We start from the raw sequence: 18,943 nt of genomic DNA, 5'->3' as shown, positions 1-18,943 counted from the left end.
CTGGAACTGGAACTGGGCGCGGTGGTCGGCCAGCCAAGCACCATGGGCTGCCGCGTCAGCGTGGAGGAGGCCGAAGGCATGATCTTCGGCTATGCCCCTTTGCACCGGGGGCAACCGGCAATGTCGTGTTTGAAGACCTGGTCTATCTGTTCGAAACCGCGGGCTCGGTACCGGCATCGACATGGAGGAGGCCCTCGCCATTCGCGAGATCCTGACGCACGAAATGCCGACGAGAGCCTGCACGGTGCCTTGGCACAGGCCGGCCGCCGAAGGGAATGACCTGGCAGGCCAAGGCGGCCTGACCTGATCCACATGAGCGGAGGAGGAGCCCACATGAAGGCACGCACGATCCTTGCCAACACGGCCCTGGTCGCCCTGACCGTGATCCCGGCCCTGTCGGAAACGCCTATCCGCTGCAGCCACCAACTGCCGCCCCAGCACGAGGTGGCGCAGGTCATCGAAGGCTGGGCGGCCGAGGTCGAGACGCTGTCGAACGGCGAACTGGACATCCAGCTTTTCGGCGCCAATGCCCTGGCCAAGCCCGAGGAAAACATCCCCTCGGTCGCCAAGGGCAGCTTCGAATGCGCCTTCTCGGTCAATTTCCAGTGGGGCAAGACCCTGCCGGCCATGAACGTGACCCTGCGTCCCTATGCCTTCAGCCAACCCGAGAGCTGGCGCAAATGGCCCGCTTCCGAACCCGCCGCCTATCTTGAAGGGCTGATGGAGGAGAAACGGCTGAAGAACATCGCCTGGCTGTTCCAGACCCGGATGAGCGTCTTCACCTCGAACGGAAGGCCATTGGCCGCGCCCGCCGACTTCCAGGGCATCAAGATACGCGGGCTGAACCCGGCCTTCGATACCAGCCTGACCGCGATGGAGGCCGCGACTATGACGGGATCCGAGGTTAATCAGGCGCTGTCCACGGCGTCATAGACGCAGCCATCACCGACGTGGCCGCAGCCTATTCCCGCAAGTACCACGAGGTCCATGACCACATGACGGTGACACCGGTCATCTCGGTCTTCTTCAACGGCTATATGATCCGGCCTTCCATGAGGGTCTGACGCACGGAAGGCCGCCCTGGAAGAGGCTGGCAGGAAGGCCGCGGTCCGGGCGGTCGAGGCCGGGCTTGCCGCCGAAGAGGCAGCCCCCGGCCAGTTCAATGCCGAGGGCGTGACGCTGCATGTCGCGACAGACGCGAAAATCGAGGCGATGCGGGCCGTCATGCAACCTGCCTTCGACCAGTCCTTTATCGAGGAGGGCGGCAAGGACGTCACCGAACTGCTGAAGCTGGTCGACGGGATGGTGCAATGACGATGATCCATCCGTCCCAAGGCCACAAGGTTGCAGCGGACCAGCTTGGACCGATCTTGACCCTGCTGGCCTCGCCGATCCACGCCCTTGCAATCGTCTCGGCGGCCCCGGTGGCCGTGGGCTTTGGCGTCGTGGTGGTGGCGCTCTTCTACCACTATCTGCTGGGCGCGCCGATGAACGGGGGGACATCCTCACCGCCTCGGCCGGTCCCCGCGCCGGGCGGGGCTTCGGGATCTGGGTCGCGCCTTGCGTGATGGCCTGCGCCGCCATCCTGAGGTGGTCCGCCTGGCACAGCGTCATGTTCAACCGCGACTTCGGCACCTATTCCACCGGTCCCCTCAAGGTTCCAGTATGGTGGGTGCAGGCGCCGATGGTGCCGGCCGGCATCGTTCTGGGCCTTGCCGCCATGCTGCGCGCCGTAAATCCTGATCGTCATCGGGCTGATCGCGCTGCTTCTGTCGGGCATTCCGATTTTCGCAGCCCTTCTGCTGACTGGATCGGCCGTGCTGTTCCTTGCCGAAGGATCGGTCGAAAGCGTGGCCGATATGGTATTGGCGCATCTCAACTCGCCCGTCCTGCCGACCATTCCGCTGTTCATCCTGATGGCGCAGTTGATGATCCGATCGGGCGCGGTGGACGACCTGTTCCAGATGGCCAATGCGCTGATCGGGCACGTCAAGGGCGGGATCGGGGTTGCGACCATCCTCAGCTGCACGATTTCGCGGCGATTTCCGGCTCGTCCGTCGCCACCGCCGTGTCCATCGGCCAGACGGCCATCCCGCAGATGAAGCAATACGGCTTTCCCGAGCGCAGCGCACTGGGCCTGATGGCGGCAGGCGGCACGCTGGGCATCCTGATCCCGCCCTCGGGTCCGATGATCCTTTGTGCGGTCGTCGCCAATGCCATGATCGGCGCGTTGTTCCTGGCGGGCATCATCCGGCATGATGATGGCCCTGGTCTTTGCCGTCTTCTGTCTGGTCAGCGCGGGGTTCCGGCGGGATCGAGCGCGCGTCCTTTCCCGGCTGGCGGGTGGTCCTTGGCGCGATGAACAAGTCGGTCTGGGCGCTGCTGATGCCGCCCGTGGTCATGGGAGGCATCTACTTCGGCATCTTCACGGCGACCGAGGCCGCGCCCGTCGGCTGTCTTTACGCGCTTCTGGTCAGCGCGCTTGTCTATCGCAACCTGAGGCCACCAGTCCCCTGGCGGCTTGCCTGAAGAATACCGTCCTGACCTCGCTGATGGGTCTTCGCCATCACCGCAGGGGCGGCGGTCTTCGGCAATGCGATCACCATCATCCGGCTGCCGAACCAAGTGTCCGAACTGATCGTCGCGATGATCCTGACGCCGCTGGTCTTCATGCTGGTGGTCATGGCGATGATCTTCGTGATGGGCATGTTCCTGGAAAGCATCGCGATCATCCTGATCACCACGCCGTCCTTTTGCCGGCACTGATCGCGCTTGACACCGACCTGATCTGGTATGGGGTCCTGCTGATGATCAACCTGGAACTGGCGATGATCACGCCCCCATCGGCATGAACCTGTTCGTCATCAAGGGATCACCGCCAGCCCCCTGTCCACCGTAATCCGGGGAACGGCACCCTTCGTGCCGTTGATGATCGGCGGAATGCTGGTCATCATGGCCGTCCCCGACCTGGCGACATGTTGCCGCGCCTTGCGGGCTACAAGTTCTGAAAAACGCGGGATGAGCCTTTGCAGCCTGACGACCGCCGCCCATGCCTGCCAGAGGAAGGCGACTGCTAAAGCGCGCCCTCTGCTACGGTAGTGGGCGACGTTACGCGGGTGGAATGACCTCCGTCCGATGCAGTCTCCAGGACGGATCAGGCGTTGCGACCGAACCGGGCGCGACGCCTTTTCCATCGTTCGGAGTCTCCAACACGGTCTCCGACCGGACCCGAGACACCTGCGGATGAGCCTCGCCCCCAGGCTTTCCGAGGGGCAACCGGCAACCGGCACAGGACGCGAGGAAAGCCCGATGATCCGTGACGGCTTGACGTCGGCATGGGCGGGATCGATCATGAGCGGCCTTTTTCAGGAAAGGAACGCCCGTGCCGCCACCCGATGCGACAACAGCGGACAAGCTTGCCGCCGCTGCCCCTTGGTCCGGCGGTCGTGCTGTGCCAGGGCGCAGCCGCCTGGCTTCGGGCGGACGGCCTGCGGAATATCCGAAAGACGTGGACGAGCGTCACCGTGTTGCGCCGTTCGGCACGGAGGGCGTGTTCTTCAGCCCTCGCGGCGAGTTGTGCAGTTTCGACGCGATGCTGGCCGGGTTCGGCCTTTCCCTTCCGGCCTTGGACCGGCTGGCGGCCATCGTGCGGTGCGCGGACGCCGCACGCCTGGCTTTTGCGCCCGAAGGTGCAGGGTTGCTGGCGGTGTCCCGGGGCCTGTCGCGCCTGTATGGCGACGATCTGGAACAGTCGAAGGCCAGAATGCTGATCCATGACGCCCTTCATCGCCGGGCATGGGACGCCACGCACGAGACACACAACTGGCCCAGTGCCAGGGCAGGAGCCGCGCCATGACCGATGCAGGAAGTCCGACGGAAAAAGGCCAGTGCGGCGATCGGACCGACACCACCTTGCCGCCCGTCTATCCCTCGCTAGCCGAGGCGACCCGCACCTGGGCACGCATCGCGCTGTTGTCCTTTGGCGGCCCGGCTGGCCAGATCGCCGTCATGCACCGCATCCTGGTCGAGGAAAAGCGGTGGCTCGGCGACGGGCGCTTCCTGCATGCGCTCAACTTCTGCATGCTTCTGCCCGGACCCGAGGCGCAGCAGCTTGCCACCTATATCGGCTGGCTGATGCACGGCACGCGCGGCGGTCTGATCGCGGGGGTGCTGTTCGTGCTGCCCGGCGTGGTGGCGATCATGGCCCTCAGCTGGCTTTATGCCCTTTATGGGGATGTCGGCGTCGTCGAGGCGCTGTTCTTCGGCCTCAAGGCCGCCATCCTGGCCATCGTGCTTCAAGCCGTGGTCCGCATCGGGCGGCGGGCCTTGAAGAACAACGCGATGCGCCTGCTGGCGGTGCTGTCCTTCGTGGCGATCTTCGCCTTCGACGCACCTTTTCCGCTGATCGTGCTGACGGCCGCCCTGATCGGCTATCTTGGCGCGCGCGGCGGCCTACGCGCCTTCGCCCCGGGCGGAGGGCACGGAGCCGTCCGCGGCACCCATGTCGATGATGCCGAGACGCTTCTGGGCACGGAAATGGCCGAGATGCCCCCTGCGGCGCGGCGCGGCGCGATCCGGGCGGGCGGTGTGGCGCTGATCCTCTGGCTGATGCCCGTGGTGCTTCTGGTCGTGGCACTGGGGGATGGGAATGTCTTTGCCGAGATCGCCGTCTTCTTCTCGAAAATGGCGGTCGTGACCTTCGGCGGGGCCTATGCGGTCCTGGCCTATGTCGCGCAGGAGGCGGTGGGAACCTATGGCTGGCTCCGCCCCGGCGAGATGCTGGACGGGCTCGGCATGGCCGAGACCACGCCCGGACCCCTGATCATGGTGTTGCAGTTCGTGGGCTTCCTGGGGGCGTTCCGCGAGTCAGGCTGGGACAACGCGCTTCTGGCAGGCACGCTGGGGGGATTGCTGACCACCTGGGTCACCTTCGCCCCCTGCTTTGCCTTCATCTTCCTGGGCGCCCCCTACATGGAGCGGCTGCGGGCCAACCGGGCGCTGTCGGCTGCCCTTACTGCCGTTACCGCTTCGGTCGTGGGCGTGATCCTGAACCTGGCGATCTGGTTTGCCATCCATGTCATCTGGCGCGAGGTGCAGCGCATCGAAGCCGGACCCCTGTCACTGGAACTGCCGGTCCTGCCCAGCATCGACTGGATCGCGGCCGCGCTGTCCGTGCTTGCCCTGATCGCCGTGTTCCGGCTGAAGCTGGGGATGGCGACGGTGCTGACAGGGGCGGCGGGACTTGGCCTTGTTCTTTATGGAGCAGGCGTGATCGCCTAGACGGCTTGCCCCTTCCAACGGTCGGATGCACCTGACGCTGATCGACTTGCTCGGACCCGCTCAGCCTTGGTTGGACAGATAGGCGGCCATGCTGGCAGCCAGCCGCTTGGCGCGTTCGAGATGGCCGGAAAGGCCAAAACCTTGATCCAGACATGACGCACGCGGCCCAGCAGGTCAGACGCCCGCCGTGGCGGTGTCAGGATCGGCCAGGGCTTTTTTCCGATGACGATCCCGGACGAACGCAGGAAAGTGGTGGATTTTTCCGGCCCTATTCCGACGTCCCTTTGCACTTCATCGCGGCCGAGGGCGCCTTCCAAGGCTACAGCCCCGAGGAGTTGGCTGGCAAGACGATCATCGTGCTGCGCAACAGCCCCCGCCCAGTATATGGAAACCACCTGCGCTGACAGCCGCATCTTGGCGTCGGACCACGGGCCGCGGTTTATCTGAAACCGGCGGGCGGGCGGGCGACGTCGCCTTTGGGTCCTCGATCATTCCGGGCGACGCCCTCCTGAAGCAGCCCGAGGGCGAGGGGTTCGTCCGGGTGGGGAAGACGCTGACCGTGAACGAGGGCCTGGCCGGCATCATGGAAGACGGCAGCTATGCCACGAGGGCTGCGCAGTATTCCGACTTCGACATCACCCCGCCCCACGCCCGCAAGGGCTCTGTCGCAAAACTTTGGCAGGTCAGCGGCAAGAGGGTAAGATCGGCCTGAGCACTGACGTTGGAGGATGAGCTATGGCCGTATCATTCAAGGGCGCTCATTTCCCCAGAGACCTCATCCTGCACGCTGTCTTCTTCTATCTGCGCTACAACGTGTCATACCGCGATCTCGAGGAGATCATGGCTGAGCGAGGCGTCAGGGTCGATCATGCCACGCTGAACAGATGGGTGGAGCGCTATGCCGGGCAGGTTGCAGAGGATGCGCGACGCCGCAAGCAGCCGACCGATAGATCCTGGCGGAAGGACGAGACTTACATCCGGGTGAAGGGACAGTGGGTTTATCTCTACCGGGCTGTGGACAAGTTCGGAAAAACCCTGGACTTCATGCTGTCAAAGCGCCGGAACAAGCCGGCAGCCATCAAGTTCTTCGCCCGGGCAATGGAGGTCAACGGCCTTCCACGCAAGATCGTCATCGACAAGAGTGCTGCCAACACCCAAGGCATCAAGGACATTAACCGGATGCTGAAGCGCTTCGGCTGCCCAATCCCGATCGCGATGGTGCGGGTGAAGTATCTCAACAATCTGGTGGAACAGGACCACCGTTTCATCAAACGTCGGGTCAGGCCCATGCTCGGCTTCAGAGCTTCACCTCGGCCGCATCAACCATTGCCGGCGTCGAGCTGGTAAACATGATCCGCAAGGGCCAGTTCAGGTCCGACCTGAGTCCGTTTCAGCAGTTTTGTCGGCTGGCTGCCTGAACCTCATAAACATCGCGGACCCTACATGTCCTGTCCAGTGGTTTGCGACAGAGCCAGGTCGGGTGCACTTCGCAGGCTTTGCGACTTCATGATCATCGGCTGCATGACCGAAAACAGCGCGCATCCCTGCCGCGAAAGTTGCGGCTCGCACAAGGAAGGTCCGTATACGCCACCATTCAATCAGCCCAGGGGGGTTATCCGCGTATAGCGACAATTAAGCGGATAAGGCAAGAAAAAGGCGACCAGGTGGCCTTCAAGAAAAACTCCCGGATAGGGCATGCGCTTACCCGATCTGGTCCAAGAGCGCGGCAACCGCCGCTTCCAGCTTACGGCGATCGACCGCCGAGAAATCGCGCGGCAGGCGGATTTCCAGACGGCCATTGGCGGCAATGCATTTTGCGTTGCCCTGCGGCCTGGGGATCTGGAAAGTGGTCTTGGCGCGGCCGGCAGGCGCGGCCGGGCGAGAAGCCTTGAGAGGCGGAGCGTCGTTGGAGGTATCCGCCCCCTGCCCCGCGAAGCGACGCAGGACGTTCAGTTCGTCCTTGGCCGTCCGGCTGTCCCAGTTCTTCAGTTCGGCGGTGATCGCGGCCGCAAGGCCCGGCATCTCGGCCAGCCGCTGCGCCAAGGTCAATCCCAGGGCGCGCGGGATCTCCTGAGGATAGATCAGCACCTCGCCCAAAGCCTGAACCATGGGAATGAAGTTGCGGATATAACTGCGCTTTTGATAGCCCGCCGACTTGAAAAGGATTGCGACTGCGCGGTCCGGGTCGTTTTCGGCCGTATGCGGATCCATTGCATAATGCAGGGCAAGCTGCGCCATTTCCGCAAAGGAGATGTCCTTGCGAACCATGTTTTCATCGACCATGCGTCGGTAAAGCTGCTCCAGGGCGTCACCCCGCGCAGCGATGCCGGCAGGAATGCGGCCCCACGTTTCCGCATCGCCTGTTTCCTCAAGCAGCTGCCGATAGGCCGAAAGCCGGCGCCAGCCCTGGATCAGCTCGAAGCGCCCTTCCCTCCCCGGCTCGACCCGGATCGGATTGGACAGTCCGATATCGCGGATGGATTGCACCAGTTCGGCCAGTTCGAAGTCCGCGGCAGGCGCCCTGTCGCGGACCAGCTTCTGCGTGTCGATGACGTCCAGTGGGATCAGGTCCACGATCAGACCGGCCCGCTTCAACCTGACATGCTCCTGCGCCAAGGCATCATTTTCGGCGCGTATTTCTGCTTCCAGCCGGGCACGGTCACGAGTGGATCCGACTGTTTCGGCAATTGCGGTGGCCATTGGGCCGCGACGCTGCGGCTTGTCGTCCTCCTTCCCCGCCGGGAAGGTTTCAGGCTCCTCGACCGGAACCTCGATATCGAACATGCGGCGCTTGCGGCTCATGCCTCTTCCTCCAGCTTGCTCCAGGCCGCCAGCACATGTGCCCGGAATTCCTCATACGCCTGATCGAACGTGGCGCGCGCGCGCCGCCATGTTCCTCGCGTCATCTCTCGATAGTCGATTTCATAAACCGAACTGAGAAAGCGTCCGGACTGCTCCACGGCCCGGGTCAGTTCGATCGGATGCTGGGCCATGCGGTCGCCGAAGACCTGACGGAAGGCCCCCAGCATGGCTTGGTGCAGTTCGTTGGCGGGTTCGAAGCGGGTCATCAGGAAACGGATGTCTGCAAAGGCTTTAGGCAAGGCAATCTTCCCCGTGGGGAAGTTTTCAAAGCCATGAGACAGATCCTCAAGAGCCTCGGCCAACTGGCCAATGAAACTCGTGGTCGAGTCATACTCCCAATACCCGGGGCCGGAAGGAATATAGAGCATGTCCGCCGCAAAGACCGCATTCATCGACTGATATCCGATAGCGGGCGGGCAGTCGAACAGGATCAGGTCATAGGCATCGTCCGGCAAGGCGTCCAAGAACCGCGACACTGCACCGAAAAAGGTCCATTCAGGATTCAGGTGTCGATACTGGGCGCTGGCGAATTCAACAAAGGCTGCATTGGCGCAGCTGGGGACGATGTCGATGGTGGGCCAAGCAGTTGGCTTGATGAAGTCGCCGGGGCGCAGCGATCCAAGCCCCATGTCACGGATGGACGAGGGCAGCTTTCGCTGCGGATGAGCCGTGCCCGTTTCGGCCCCTGCGGCGGCGGCGTTCATGCGGTCGGTTTCACGTTCTAGGTCGCGGGCCATGATGCCCCAGACGGTGTGATCCTCACCCACGTCGTTCAGGCCCATGGAATGAGACAGCGTTGCCTGCGGATCGAAATCGACCACCAGCACGCGATAGCCATCGAGGGCTGCGGCATGGGCAAAGTGCAGCGCAACCGTCGACTTGCCTGCTCCTCCCTTGAAATTGGCGATGGCCGCACGGAAGGCGCGGCGGTTCGCAGGGCGCGGCGGCATCAGGGACTTCTTGTTGATCCGAATTCGCCGACGAAGTTCGTTGATCTCGTCCAGCGAGAACCACCGCTGGCGGCCGTCCTCCTCGACTTCCCCAAGGGGAAGGTTGGGATCGGCAGCCAGCTTGCCCCGGAAGGTGGACTGGTTCATGCGGAAGATCAGCTCGGCCACCTCCCAGCTGGAGAAACGGCGCAGGGTCTTTTCATTGTCGGGACTGAATGTCTGTCGCCGAATCCAGCCTTGCATCTTGAGCGATTGAGCCTGCAAGCGAGCGAGGTCTTGGTGTGTATACATCATGGGCCTTGTATCGATGGACGCAAATCACCGTCACTTCCGCTTTTACGCCGGATTTGCTCATTTGGCAAAAGGCAAGTTTAGTTGAAGCCGGGAAGAGCTGAAAGGCAGCCTCTGCTGCGCGAATCGACGGATCATGCAGCAAGAAGATTGCTTCGGAGGGAACGCAAGAAATAGGGGACGCGGCGCCTGCTGCCGCAACATACTGCGGGACATTCTGCCCCAATAAGGGGACACTCAGGACGTCCCGCTATACCAATGTTACCCCTTTTGCCTGGAGCGAAAGCTGGCTTCCCGTGCAGCTGGAACCGAATCTCTTGACAAAATCGCCAAGCAGGACGCTAATGGCGTTGCGATGGGGAAAAGCGTTCTATTGCAGTCCCGGTAAACAGGGACGGACCGTCGCAGGGGCAGTTTCGAACAGACGGCGCAGCACAGGGCGGGCCACGAGATGGAAAGGATTCGGGCCGTCGGCCGAGAAGCGGCGGCAAAGAAATACGACATCCTGTCGGCCATGATGGCGCATGCTCTGGCTGGCGATCCGCAGGCGCAGCGGCTGGTCCTCCGGCTTATGGCGCTGATTACCACCCGCTATAACTGGCAGGCCGACGAGTTGTCCATCGGTCAGCGCGAGATTGCGCGGCTGTGGTGCGTCGATGAACGGACTGTCAAGCGCGACATGGCGCGATTGCGCGGCATGGGCTGGATCACCGTCAAGCGCCAGGGTGCGCGGGGCAGGGTGTCGGTGCTGGGTCTGGACCTGGATCGGATCCTGCTGGATACGCGGCCGGCCTGGGCCAATATCGGTCCCGATTACGTGTCCCGGATGGGGGGCGGTGCTGCGGGCGAGGGCGGGGAACCCGATCGGACCGTGGTACCCTTCCGCCGACCCGATGTCGCGCCCGCAGACGGGTTGTGGGGCGCGGCGCGTGCACGACTGGCGGCCGAGGACCGGGCGCTGTTCGATGTCTGGTTCGCCGGCCTGTCGGATGGGGGGACCGAAAACGGCTGCCTGACCTTGATCGCGCCCAGCCGATTCCACGCCACCTATCTGCGCACTCATCTGATCGACCGCCTGCGGATTGCCGTCGGCCGCTGTGACGCGCGCGTGCGCGACGTGCGTGTCGAGGCGGGCTAGACCCGTCATCGGTCCCGCACGCCAGATCCTATCGTCCCACCTTGGGCGCCCGGAAGATCCGCGTTCTGGCAAACACGTCTTCGAGCCGGTTCAGCCGATCCTGCACCTGATCGGTGCAATGGCCCTGAACGCGGCCGAGCAGCGCCTCGACCAGCAACAGGATCGCGACCGTCGAATCCCAGGCCGCAGGCATGTCGATGCGGCAGGGCAGGGTGTGGTGGGCGTGCCCCGCCGCAGGGGACAGCCAGTGATCGGTCACCAGGATGATCCGCGCGCCCAGATCCGCCGCCAGTTCGGCCATATGCACGGCGTTCGACTCGTATCGGCGGATGTCGAAGATCACCACCACGTCGCCCGGCCGCAGGTCCAGCAGCGCCTGCTGCCAGTCCGTCAGGTGGTCCGAGACATAGGTGACGCCCGGCCGGATCACCCGCAGCAAGGTGGCCATGTAATCGGCATGGGCATGGGTCAGCCGCCCGCCCATGACCGCGACATGCCGCGCCGGATCGGCCAGAAGCGCCGCCGCCGCGTCGAATTCCCCCGTGGCGATCTGGTCCAGCGTGGCGTGGATGTTCGCGATCGCCTGCGCGGCGAAGGACTGCATGGGGTGGCGGCGTGGCTCTTGGTCGGGCAGGGCCAGGGGGGCGGCCAGCAGGCGCCCCACCTCGGCCCGCAGCGCGGTCTGGTAGTCGGCATAGCCCTTGAAGCCCAGCTTCTGCACCAATCGGACGATGGTGGGCGCCGACACCTCGGCGGCGCTTGCCAGCATGGTGATCGACCCCAGGGCCGACATCGGGAAATGCGACAGGATATGGGTCGCCGCCTGCCGTTCGGCACGGGTCAGCGACCCAAGGCTGGCGCGCATCCGCTGTTCGATCGTCACGACGCCCTCCTGTTCTGAAATGATCCTACCAGAACAGAATGAAAAGAAAAATTCTTGACAGAACGCAAGCACCGGGAGGACGCTGGACCAAAAAACAGGGAGAAGAATCGTGGCCTTGCCGCCATTTCAGCGCGTTTCCGCGCCCGATGTCCTGTTGCCGGAAGGGGGCCGCTGATGCCGGCCCTGGCGCTTGGCTTCGTGCGCGTGGTCGAGGCGGTCAACCGCCGGGTCGGGCGCATGGCGCTGTATCTGCTGTTCGTACTGGCGGGGGTGCTGGCCTGGTCGGTCATCGCCAAGGCCTTTTTCCGGCCCGCCCTGTGGACGCAGGAAATGGCGCAGTTCACGATGATCGCCTATGTCGTGCTGGGGGGGGCCTATTCGCTGATGGGGGGCGCCCATGTGCGGATGGACCTGCTGTATTCCCGCTGGTCGGTCCGAACGCGCGCCGCCGTGGATTGCGTGACGGTTCTTGCCCTGATCGTGTTCCTGGGGGTGATCCTGTGGGGCGGGATCGAAAGCACCATCTATGCGCTTGAGATCGGCGAGCGGTCGCGCACCGTCTGGCGGCCCTACATGGCGCCGATCAAGATCGTGATCTGCCTGGGCACCTTCCTGATGCTGCTGCAATCACTGGTCTTCCTGATCCGCGACATCGCCACCCTGCGCGGCACCCCCATCCCCGAGGCGCAGGGCTGATGTCCTATGAGTTGATCGCCATCTCGATGTTCCTGGGCATGATGGGCCTGCTGATGACCGGCCAACGGGTCTTCGCCGGCATCGGCTTTATAGCCGTGATCGCGGCGATCGCGCTGTGGGGGGATCGGGGCGGGCATGACCTGGCCTTCACCAGTGCCATCAAGTTGATGAACTGGTTTCCGATGCTGACGCTGCCGATGTTCGTCTGGATGGGCTTCGTCATGTCGGAAACCCGCATGGCGGACGACCTGTACCGGATGTTCCATGTCTGGTTCGGCCCCGTGCCGGGCGGACTTGCCGTGGGAACCATCCTGCTGATGGTGCTGGTCTCGGCCATGAACGGGCTGTCGGTCGCGGGCCTGGCCATCGGCGCAACCATCGCCCTGCCGGAAATGCTACGCCGGGGCTATGACAAGGTGATGGTCACGGGCATCATCCAGGGCGGGTCGTCCCTGGGCATCCTGGTGCCGCCGTCGATCGTCCTGGTGCTGTACGCCATGATCGCGCGCCAACCGGTCGGGCATCTGTGGCTGGCCGGCGTCTTTCCGGGCCTGCTGATGGCGGGGCTGTTCATCGTCTATGTCCTGATCCGCTGCGGGCTGAACCCGCGCTTGGCCCCGCGTCTGTCAGCTGGCGAACTGGCCCAGATCACTTGGGGCGAAAGGCTTCGATTGCTGCGCGCGGGCATCACGCCGCTGGTCATATTCGGCGCGATGATGGGACCGTTTGTCACCGGCTATGTCAGCCTTGTCGAATCTTCGGTCATCGGGGCGGTCATCGCCTCGCTGGTGGCGGTGGCCAAGGGCCGCTGGACGCGAACCATCTGGGAAACCTGCCTGCGCGGCACGCTGAACGTGACCTGCATGTTCATGTGGATCCTGCTGGCGGCGCTCGCCTTCGGCGCGGTCTTCGACGGGCTTGGCGCGGTGCGCGCGATCGAGGCCTTCTTCCTGGAAGATCTGGGCCTGACCCGGTGGCAAGTCATCATCCTGATGCAGGTGTCCTTCCTGCTGCTGGGGATGTTCCTGGACGACACCGCCATGCTGGTGATCGTCGCGCCCTTGTATATCCCGCTGGTGCGCGCCCTGGAATTCGACCTGATCTGGTACGGGATCCTTTACACGATCACCTGCCAGATCGCCTATATCACGCCGCCCTTCGGCTATAACCTGTTCCTGATGCGGGCGCTTGCCCCGGACCATGTGACGCTGGGCGACATCTATCGGTCCATCGTGCCCATCGTCGGCATCATGATCCTGACGCTGGCGATCATCATGGCCTTCCCACAGATCGCGCTGTGGCTGCCGGGGCAGGTCTATGGACAATGACAGAGGGCGGTGAACCGCCCCGTTTCCCAACACAACGGAGGTTCAGATGACGACAAGACGCAAGTTTCTGACGACCGCCCCCCTGGCCGCAGGGGCCGCCCTGGCCGCGCCCGCCGTCTATGCCCAAGGCGCACCGATCCGCTGGCGGATGCAGACCTATGCCGGGGCCGCCCTGGGCGAACATGTGGTCAAGCCCGCCATCGACAAGTTCAACGCCATCGCCGACGGGCAGATGCAGATCGAGCTTTACTATGCCGACCAGCTTGTCCCCACGTCGGAACTGTTCCGCGCCATGCAGAACGGCACCATCGACGCGGTGCAGTCCGACGACGACTCCATGCAGTCGCCGACCGAGGTGACGGTCTTCGGCGGCTATTTCCCCTTTGCCAGCCGCTACAGCCTGGATGTGCCGGTGCTGTTCAACCAGTATGGCCTGAAGGAAATCTGGGACCAGGAATATGCGGCGGTGGGGGTCAAGCACATCTCGGCCGGGGCATGGGATCCGTGCCATTTCGCGACCAAGGAACCGATCAACAGCCTGGCCGACCTGGAAGGCAAGCGGGTCTTCACCTTCCCCACCGCAGGCCGATTCCTGTCGCAGTTCGGCGTCGTGCCCATGCAGCTTCCGTGGGAGGATATCCAGGTCGCCCTGCAGACCGGAGAACTGGACGGCATCGCCTGGTCCGGCATCACCGAGGATTACACCGTCGGCTGGGCCGACGTGACCAACTACTTCCTGACCAACAACATCTCAGGCGCCTGGATCGGGCATTTCTTCGCCAATGCCGACCGCTGGGCCGAGGTGCCCGACCGGCTGAAGATGCTGATGGAGGTCTGCTTCGAGCAGTCCCATTACTATCGCCAGTGGTGGTATTGGGGCGGAGAGGCTGATCTGCGCGTGAACGGACCCAAGCTGCAACTGACCTCGATCCCCGACGAGGAATGGGCCACGGTCGAGGAACGCGCCCGCGCCTTCTGGGACGAGATCGCCGCCGAATCCGAGACCAAAGCCCGCGTGGTCGAGATCTTCAAAAGGTACAACGACGTGATGGCCAAGGCGGGCCGGCCCTATCGCTATAGCTGATGCAGCCTGCCGCCGGGCGCCCATGCCCGGCGGCATGATCCCTGGGATTGGACGATCATGCCTGCAAACCTGACACTCGACAGCCTGAAGACGGCCTTTGACGCCGGAGAGATCGACACCGTCCTGGTGGTCTTTCCCGACATGCAGGGCCGCCTGATGGGCAAGCGTTTCCACGCCGGCTTCTTCCTGGACGGCGGCCACAAGGAAACCCATTGCTGCAACTATCTGCTCGCGCTCGACATGGAAATGAACACGGTGCCGGGCTATCGCAGCGCGGGATGGGAACAGGGCTATGGCGATTACGTCATGCGCCCCGATCTTTCGACGCTGCGCCGCCTGCCCTGGCTGCCCGGCACCGCCATGGTGATCTGCGACCTGCTGGACCACCACACGCATGACGAGGTCGCGGTATCCCCGCGCGCGATCCTGAAACGCCAGGTCGCCCGCGCCCGCGAGATGGGCTTTGACGCCATGATGGCGACCGAGCTTGAGTTCTACCTGTTCGACAACAGCTATGAAAGCCTGCGCGGCGGCATCGCCGGGCTGGTCCCGTCCTCGGGCTACAACGAGGATTACCACATCTTCCAGACCACCCGAGAGGAAGACGTGATGCGCGCCGTGCGCAACCATCTTTACGGCGCGGGCATCCCCGTCGAAAGCACCAAGGGCGAGGCCGACGCGGGCCAGATCGAGGTGAACTATCGCTATTCAGACGCGCTCGACACGGCCGACAACCACACGATCATCAAGCAGGGGGTCAAGGAAATCGCCTGGTCGCGTGGCAAATCGGTGACCTTCATGGCGAAATACGATACGGCCAAGGCCGGGTCGGCTGCCCATGTGCACCAGTCTCTGTTCCGGGACGGCAAGCCCGCCTTCCACGACCCAGAAGGCGACCACGGCATGTCGGCCACGATGAAGCATTTCCTGGCGGGTCAACTGGCCGGGGCGGACCAGATGATGGTCTTCCTGGCGCCTTACGTGAACAGCTACAAGCGGTTCTGCACGGGACTGTTCGCGCCCACCAAGGCCGTCTGGTCCTGCGACAACCGCACTGCAGGCTTTCGCGTCTGCGGCGAGGGGACGGGGGGCGTCCGCGTCGAATGCCGCATTCCCGGCGCCGATGCCAACCCCTATCTGGCCTGCGCCGCGCTGCTGGCAGCAGGGCTGGACGGGATCGAGCGCAAGCTGGAGTTGGAGCCGGAACTGCGCGGCGATCTTTACCGGGCGGGCGATGTGCGAGAGGTTCCCAAGACCCTGCGCGAGGCCGCCGAACGGCTGAAGGCATCGGACCTTTACAGGCGGGCCTTTGGCGACGATGTGGTCGATCACTATCACCACGCCGCGGAATGGGAGATCGCCGAAACCGACCGCGTCGTCACCGACCATGACCTGCGCCGATTGCTGGAACGCGCCTAACAGGACCGATCATGAAAGACATCACCCTGATTTCCCCCATCGACGGATCGGTGCTGGCCCGGCGCACGCCGCTGGACCGTGACGCCGCCCAGGCGGCTGTGGCCCGCGCGCGTGCCGCGCAGGCCGAATGGGCCGCACGCCCGCTGGACGACCGCATCGCCCTGGTCAAGTCGGGCGTCGCCGCGCTGACCGCGATGAAGGACGACATCGCCACCGAACTCGCCCGGCAGATGGGCCGCCCGGTCCGCTTCGGCGCGGGCGAGATGGGCGGCGTGAATGCCCGCACCGACTACATGGCGCAGATCGCCGCCGAGACGCTGGCCCCGAAGGTGATCGAGGACAGCGCCAGCTTCCGCCGCGTCCTGGCGCGGGAACCGCTGGGCGTGGTCTTTGTCATCGCGCCCTGGAACTATCCCTATCTGACGGCGATCAACACCATCGTCCCTGCCCTGATCGCGGGCAACGCCGTGGTGCTGAAGCACGCCAGCCAGACCTTGCTGGCGGGCGAAAGGCTGGCGCAGGCCTTCCACGAAGGCGGCGTGCCGACCGATGTTTTCCAGAACGTCGTCCTGGATCATGCGACGACCGAAAGCCTGATCGCCGCGCGGGCCTTTGATTTCGTGAACTTCACCGGCTCGGTCGCGGGCGGGCGCGCGATTGAGCGCGCTGCGGCGGGCACCTTTACCCCGCTGGGCTTGGAACTGGGCGGCAAGGATCCGGGCTATGTCCGCGTCGACGCCGATCTGGACGCGGCGGTGGAAGGCCTGATGGACGGCGCGATGTTCAATTCCGGTCAGTGCTGCTGCGGAATCGAGCGGATCTATGTCCATGACAGCCTGTATGACGCCTTTGTCGAAAAGGCGGTGGCCTGGGTCAATGCCTTGACGCTGGGCGATCCGCTGGACCCGGCCACGACGCTGGGACCGATGGCCCATGTCCGCTTTGCCCAGACCGTCCGCGACCAGGTGGCCGAGGCCGTGGGGCAGGGCGCCCGCGCGCTGATCGACCCGACAGCCTTCCCGCAGGACGACGGCGGCGCCTATCTGGCCCCGCAGGTGCTGGTGGATGTGGATCATTCCATGCGCGTGATGGTCGAGGAAAGCTTCGGCCCGGTCGTGGGCATCATGCGCGTGTCAGGGGATGACGAGGCGATCCGGCTGATGAACGACAGCCCCTATGGCCTGACTGCCAGCATCTGGACGCGCGACGACGATGCGGCGGCCAGCATCGGCGCGCGGATCCAGACGGGCACCGTCTTCATGAACCGCGCCGACTATCTGGACCCCGCGCTCTGCTGGACCGGCTGCAAGGATACCGGGCGCGGCGGCAGCCTGTCCTATCTGGGTTACCTTTCCGTGACCCGGCCGAAATCCTATCACCTGAAAAGGGCGTGACATGAGCCTTGATGTCCCCAACCGCAACTGGTCCTATCCGACCGCCATCAAGTTCGGCGCGGGCCGGATCGCCGAACTGGCCGACCATGCCAGGGCAGCGGGCATCACCCGTCCGCTGCTGGTCACCGACAGGGCCTTGGCCTCGCTGCCCATCACCGCCGCCGCGCTGTCCGCCCTGGACGACGCGGGGCTTGGCCGCGCGGTTTTTTCCGACGTGGACCCCAACCCGACCGAGGCGAACATGCAGGCGGGCATTGCCGCCTACAAGTCGGGCGGGCATGACGGGGTGATCTGCTTCGGCGGCGGATCGGCCCTGGACCTGGGCAAGATGATCGCGCTGATGGCCGCGCAGCGGCCCGACCTGTCCGTCTGGGACCTGGAGGACGTGGACGACTGGTTCACCCGCGCCGATGCGGGTGCCATCGCGCCCATCGTCGCCGTGCCCACCACGGCGGGCACGGGCAGCGAGGTGGGGCGCGCGGGCGTGCTGACCAATCCCGAAACCCATCGCAAGAAGATCATCTTCCATCCCCGGCTGATGCCCGCGGTGACCATCTGCGATCCCGAACTGACGGTCGGAATGCCCGCCTTCATCACCGCCGGCACCGGCATGGACGCCCTGGCGCATTGCCTGGAAGCCTATTCATCGCCCCACTATCACCCGATGAGCCAGGGCATCGCGCTGGAAGGGATGCGTCTGGTCTTCGAGAACCTGCCGGTCGTCTATCGCCAGCCGGACAATCTCATGGCCCGCGCCCACATGATGAGCGCGGCCTTGATGGGCGCGGTGGCCTTCCAGAAGGGGCTGGGCGCGATCCATTCGCTGTCCCACCCGGTCGGCGCCGTCTATGGCACCCATCACGGCACCACCAATGCGGTGGTGATGCCCGCCGTGCTGGATTTCAACCGTCCCGCCATCGAGGATCGGATCAACGCCGCCGCCGCCTATCTGGGCATCGCCGGCGGCTTCGACGGCTTCCGCGACCGGATCGTGGCGCTGCGCAGGGACCTGGGCATCCCCAAGGGCCTGGCCGCGATGGGCGTTCAGGCCGACCGGCTGGACGAACTGACCGCCATGGCTCTGGAGGATCCGTCCTGTGGCGGCAACCCCGTCGCCATGACGACGGAAAACACCCGCGCCCTGTTCGAGGCGGCGATGTAAGGACCGGGCTGCCATGGCAGGCCGCCCGGCGGGGCTGCCGCCTAGCGGCCGCCCTTGGTCTTGGGATCGTGTGTGTGGTGGCTGTCGCGCACGCCGCCTCCGCCCGAGACGTCCGAATCCGGGCCGTTGGTAGGCTCGCCCGGTTTCGGCCCGCGGCCTTTGGTCGGGTCGGGCAGGTCGCTGCGCTGATGGCTGCTGCCGGGGCCGCCATGATGGCGGTTCGCGGCTTCGGTCTTGTCGGATGTGGACATCGCTTTACCTGTCCTGCTGGTGACCCTGGTTGGTCGTGTTCTGCTTGACGTTGCCCTGCCGTCCTTGCTCGGCCAGGTTCCGCTGGCGCTGATCGGGGATGTCGGCGTCCTTCTGGACAGGACCGCCGGGATCGCCGGTACCCTTGTTGCTGCGGTTCGCGGGCGGGACGGGTGGAAGTCGCTGGGACATGATGTTCCTCCTGTT

Annotated in this window: 21 protein-coding genes and 2 pseudogenes; 18 read left to right on the top strand and 5 right to left on the bottom strand. The window is 64.5% G+C overall.

All coding sequences use genetic code 11. From position 1 onward, the window contains the following. Positions 1-333 precede the first annotated feature (333 nt). The 11 genes and pseudogenes from RAH32_RS15860 (at position 334) to RAH32_RS15810 (ending at position 6,698) form a co-directional block, all read left to right on the top strand. The gene (locus tag RAH32_RS15860) at positions 334-933 is read left to right on the top strand and encodes a type 2 periplasmic-binding domain-containing protein (RefSeq protein WP_306609123.1); all 600 of its coding nucleotides are present in this window, start codon (positions 334-336) and stop codon (positions 931-933) included. A gap of 240 nt (positions 934-1,173) precedes the next feature. After that, positions 1,174-1,314, top strand: a complete 141-nt coding sequence (locus RAH32_RS15855) for a hypothetical protein (RefSeq protein ID WP_306609121.1) — start codon at positions 1,174-1,176, stop codon at positions 1,312-1,314. Then, positions 1,311-1,568 carry a hypothetical protein gene (locus tag RAH32_RS15850; RefSeq protein ID WP_306609119.1) on the top strand — a complete coding sequence of 86 codons (258 nt, stop codon included), beginning with the start codon at positions 1,311-1,313 and terminating at the stop codon, positions 1,566-1,568. The genes RAH32_RS15855 and RAH32_RS15850 overlap by 4 nt, the downstream gene beginning before the upstream one ends. 168 nt (positions 1,569-1,736) lie before the next feature. Next, positions 1,737-2,362 (top strand): annotated as a pseudogene (locus RAH32_RS15845) (TRAP transporter large permease subunit). Further along, positions 2,359-2,766 (top strand): annotated as a pseudogene (locus RAH32_RS15840) (TRAP transporter large permease subunit). Before RAH32_RS15845 ends, RAH32_RS15840 begins: the two co-directional pseudogenes overlap by 4 nt. After that, on the top strand, positions 2,754-2,852 hold the full coding sequence (locus RAH32_RS15835; protein ID WP_306609117.1) for a TRAP transporter large permease subunit: 99 nt from the start codon (positions 2,754-2,756) through the stop codon (positions 2,850-2,852). The pseudogene RAH32_RS15840 and the gene RAH32_RS15835 overlap by 13 nt, the downstream one beginning before the upstream one ends. 530 nt (positions 2,853-3,382) lie before the next feature. After that, positions 3,383-3,856: a chromate resistance protein ChrB domain-containing protein gene (locus RAH32_RS15830; RefSeq protein ID WP_306609115.1), complete on the top strand. Its 474-nt coding sequence runs from the start codon at positions 3,383-3,385 to the stop codon at positions 3,854-3,856. Next, positions 3,853-5,280 (top strand): chromate efflux transporter, encoded by a 1,428-nt coding sequence (chrA, locus tag RAH32_RS15825; protein ID WP_306609114.1) that lies wholly within the window; start codon positions 3,853-3,855, stop codon positions 5,278-5,280. Before RAH32_RS15830 ends, chrA begins: the two co-directional genes overlap by 4 nt. Before the next feature lie 152 nt (positions 5,281-5,432). Then, complete coding sequence (locus tag RAH32_RS15820; protein WP_306609113.1) at positions 5,433-5,684, top strand: hypothetical protein; 252 nt, start codon at positions 5,433-5,435, stop codon at positions 5,682-5,684. 137 nt (positions 5,685-5,821) lie between these two features. Further along, on the top strand, positions 5,822-5,992 hold the full coding sequence (locus RAH32_RS15815; RefSeq protein WP_306609111.1) for a hypothetical protein: 171 nt from the start codon (positions 5,822-5,824) through the stop codon (positions 5,990-5,992). A 23-nt stretch (positions 5,993-6,015) separates the two neighbouring features. Continuing rightward, positions 6,016-6,698 (top strand): IS6 family transposase gene (locus tag RAH32_RS15810; RefSeq protein WP_306609109.1). Its coding sequence is split into 2 segments (ribosomal slippage): positions 6,016-6,580 and positions 6,580-6,698, totalling 684 coding nucleotides; the frame shifts between segments, so codons are not numbered across the junction. A gap of 283 nt (positions 6,699-6,981) precedes the next feature. Here the strand turns inward: RAH32_RS15810 and RAH32_RS15805 are convergent. Together RAH32_RS15805 and RAH32_RS15800 are read right to left on the bottom strand one after the other, a co-directional pair. After that, the gene (locus RAH32_RS15805) at positions 6,982-8,082 is read right to left on the bottom strand and encodes a ParB/RepB/Spo0J family partition protein (protein ID WP_306609107.1); all 1,101 of its coding nucleotides are present in this window, start codon (positions 8,080-8,082) and stop codon (positions 6,982-6,984) included. Further along, complete coding sequence (locus RAH32_RS15800) at positions 8,079-9,383, bottom strand: AAA family ATPase (protein WP_306609133.1); 1,305 nt, start codon at positions 9,381-9,383, stop codon at positions 8,079-8,081. The genes RAH32_RS15805 and RAH32_RS15800 overlap by 4 nt, the downstream gene beginning before the upstream one ends. A 451-nt stretch (positions 9,384-9,834) precedes the next feature. Between RAH32_RS15800 and RAH32_RS15795 the strand changes: the two genes are divergently transcribed. Next, positions 9,835-10,521, top strand: a complete 687-nt coding sequence (locus RAH32_RS15795) for a hypothetical protein (RefSeq protein ID WP_306609105.1) — start codon at positions 9,835-9,837, stop codon at positions 10,519-10,521. A 28-nt stretch (positions 10,522-10,549) separates the two neighbouring features. Here RAH32_RS15795 and RAH32_RS15790 read toward each other — a convergent pair whose 3' ends face one another. Further along, positions 10,550-11,404: a MurR/RpiR family transcriptional regulator gene (locus tag RAH32_RS15790; RefSeq protein ID WP_306609103.1), complete on the bottom strand. Its 855-nt coding sequence runs from the start codon at positions 11,402-11,404 to the stop codon at positions 10,550-10,552. A 174-nt stretch (positions 11,405-11,578) separates the two neighbouring features. Between RAH32_RS15790 and RAH32_RS15785 the strand changes: the two genes are divergently transcribed. Genes RAH32_RS15785 through RAH32_RS15760 form a run of 6 tightly spaced genes read left to right on the top strand, consistent with a single transcriptional unit; the run spans position 11,579 to position 18,487 of the window. Then, positions 11,579-12,100: a TRAP transporter small permease subunit gene (locus RAH32_RS15785; protein ID WP_306609101.1), complete on the top strand. Its 522-nt coding sequence runs from the start codon at positions 11,579-11,581 to the stop codon at positions 12,098-12,100. Next, the gene (locus tag RAH32_RS15780) at positions 12,100-13,428 is read left to right on the top strand and encodes a TRAP transporter large permease (RefSeq protein ID WP_306609099.1); all 1,329 of its coding nucleotides are present in this window, start codon (positions 12,100-12,102) and stop codon (positions 13,426-13,428) included. Before RAH32_RS15785 ends, RAH32_RS15780 begins: the two co-directional genes overlap by 1 nt. A 46-nt stretch (positions 13,429-13,474) precedes the next feature. Then, positions 13,475-14,512 carry a TRAP transporter substrate-binding protein gene (locus RAH32_RS15775; protein ID WP_306609097.1) on the top strand — a complete coding sequence of 346 codons (1,038 nt, stop codon included), beginning with the start codon at positions 13,475-13,477 and terminating at the stop codon, positions 14,510-14,512. Between the two features lie 57 nt (positions 14,513-14,569). Beyond that, positions 14,570-15,931, top strand: a complete 1,362-nt coding sequence (locus RAH32_RS15770) for a glutamine synthetase family protein (RefSeq protein WP_306609095.1) — start codon at positions 14,570-14,572, stop codon at positions 15,929-15,931. 8 nt (positions 15,932-15,939) lie between these two features. Continuing rightward, entirely contained in the window at positions 15,940-17,325 is a 1,386-nt protein-coding gene (locus RAH32_RS15765) for an aldehyde dehydrogenase family protein (RefSeq protein WP_306609131.1), read from the top strand. Position 17,326: 1 nt separating this feature from the next. Next, entirely contained in the window at positions 17,327-18,487 is a 1,161-nt protein-coding gene (locus tag RAH32_RS15760; RefSeq protein ID WP_306609093.1) for an iron-containing alcohol dehydrogenase, read from the top strand. A gap of 41 nt (positions 18,488-18,528) precedes the next feature. Here RAH32_RS15760 and RAH32_RS15755 read toward each other — a convergent pair whose 3' ends face one another. Both RAH32_RS15755 and RAH32_RS15750 read right to left on the bottom strand, forming a co-directional pair. Continuing rightward, a complete protein-coding gene (locus RAH32_RS15755) occupies positions 18,529-18,738 on the bottom strand; it encodes a hypothetical protein (protein WP_306609091.1) in 210 nt (69 codons plus the stop codon). A 4-nt stretch (positions 18,739-18,742) separates the two neighbouring features. Beyond that, positions 18,743-18,928, bottom strand: a complete 186-nt coding sequence (locus tag RAH32_RS15750) for a hypothetical protein (RefSeq protein WP_306609089.1) — start codon at positions 18,926-18,928, stop codon at positions 18,743-18,745. Positions 18,929-18,943: the final 15 nt, after the last annotated feature.

The sequence above is a fragment of the Paracoccus yibinensis genome, from assembly GCF_030846195.1.
Classification (GTDB): Bacteria; Pseudomonadota; Alphaproteobacteria; order Rhodobacterales; family Rhodobacteraceae; genus Paracoccus; species Paracoccus yibinensis.
The sequence above is the reverse complement of the archived record's forward strand: the minus strand, read 5'-3'. Positions and strand labels throughout refer to the sequence as shown.

Coding starts and splice junctions, on each gene's coding strand:
- RAH32_RS15860 (WP_306609123.1), top strand. CDS start 334: ATGAAGGCACGCACGATCCTTGCCAACACGGCCCTGGTCGCCCTGACC.
- RAH32_RS15850 (WP_306609119.1), top strand. CDS start 1,311: ATGACGATGATCCATCCGTCCCAAGGCCACAAGGTTGCAGCGGACCAG.
- chrA (WP_306609114.1), top strand. CDS start 3,853: ATGACCGATGCAGGAAGTCCGACGGAAAAAGGCCAGTGCGGCGATCGG.
- RAH32_RS15820 (WP_306609113.1), top strand. CDS start 5,433: ATGACGCACGCGGCCCAGCAGGTCAGACGCCCGCCGTGGCGGTGTCAG.
- RAH32_RS15805 (WP_306609107.1), bottom strand. CDS start 8,082: ATGAGCCGCAAGCGCCGCATGTTCGATATCGAGGTTCCGGTCGAGGAG.
- RAH32_RS15800 (WP_306609133.1), bottom strand. CDS start 9,383: ATGTATACACACCAAGACCTCGCTCGCTTGCAGGCTCAATCGCTCAAG.
- RAH32_RS15795 (WP_306609105.1), top strand. CDS start 9,835: ATGGAAAGGATTCGGGCCGTCGGCCGAGAAGCGGCGGCAAAGAAATAC.
- RAH32_RS15785 (WP_306609101.1), top strand. CDS start 11,579: ATGCCGGCCCTGGCGCTTGGCTTCGTGCGCGTGGTCGAGGCGGTCAAC.
- RAH32_RS15780 (WP_306609099.1), top strand. CDS start 12,100: ATGTCCTATGAGTTGATCGCCATCTCGATGTTCCTGGGCATGATGGGC.
- RAH32_RS15775 (WP_306609097.1), top strand. CDS start 13,475: ATGACGACAAGACGCAAGTTTCTGACGACCGCCCCCCTGGCCGCAGGG.
- RAH32_RS15770 (WP_306609095.1), top strand. CDS start 14,570: ATGCCTGCAAACCTGACACTCGACAGCCTGAAGACGGCCTTTGACGCC.
- RAH32_RS15760 (WP_306609093.1), top strand. CDS start 17,327: ATGAGCCTTGATGTCCCCAACCGCAACTGGTCCTATCCGACCGCCATC.
- RAH32_RS15755 (WP_306609091.1), bottom strand. CDS start 18,738: ATGTCCACATCCGACAAGACCGAAGCCGCGAACCGCCATCATGGCGGC.
- RAH32_RS15750 (WP_306609089.1), bottom strand. CDS start 18,928: ATGTCCCAGCGACTTCCACCCGTCCCGCCCGCGAACCGCAGCAACAAG.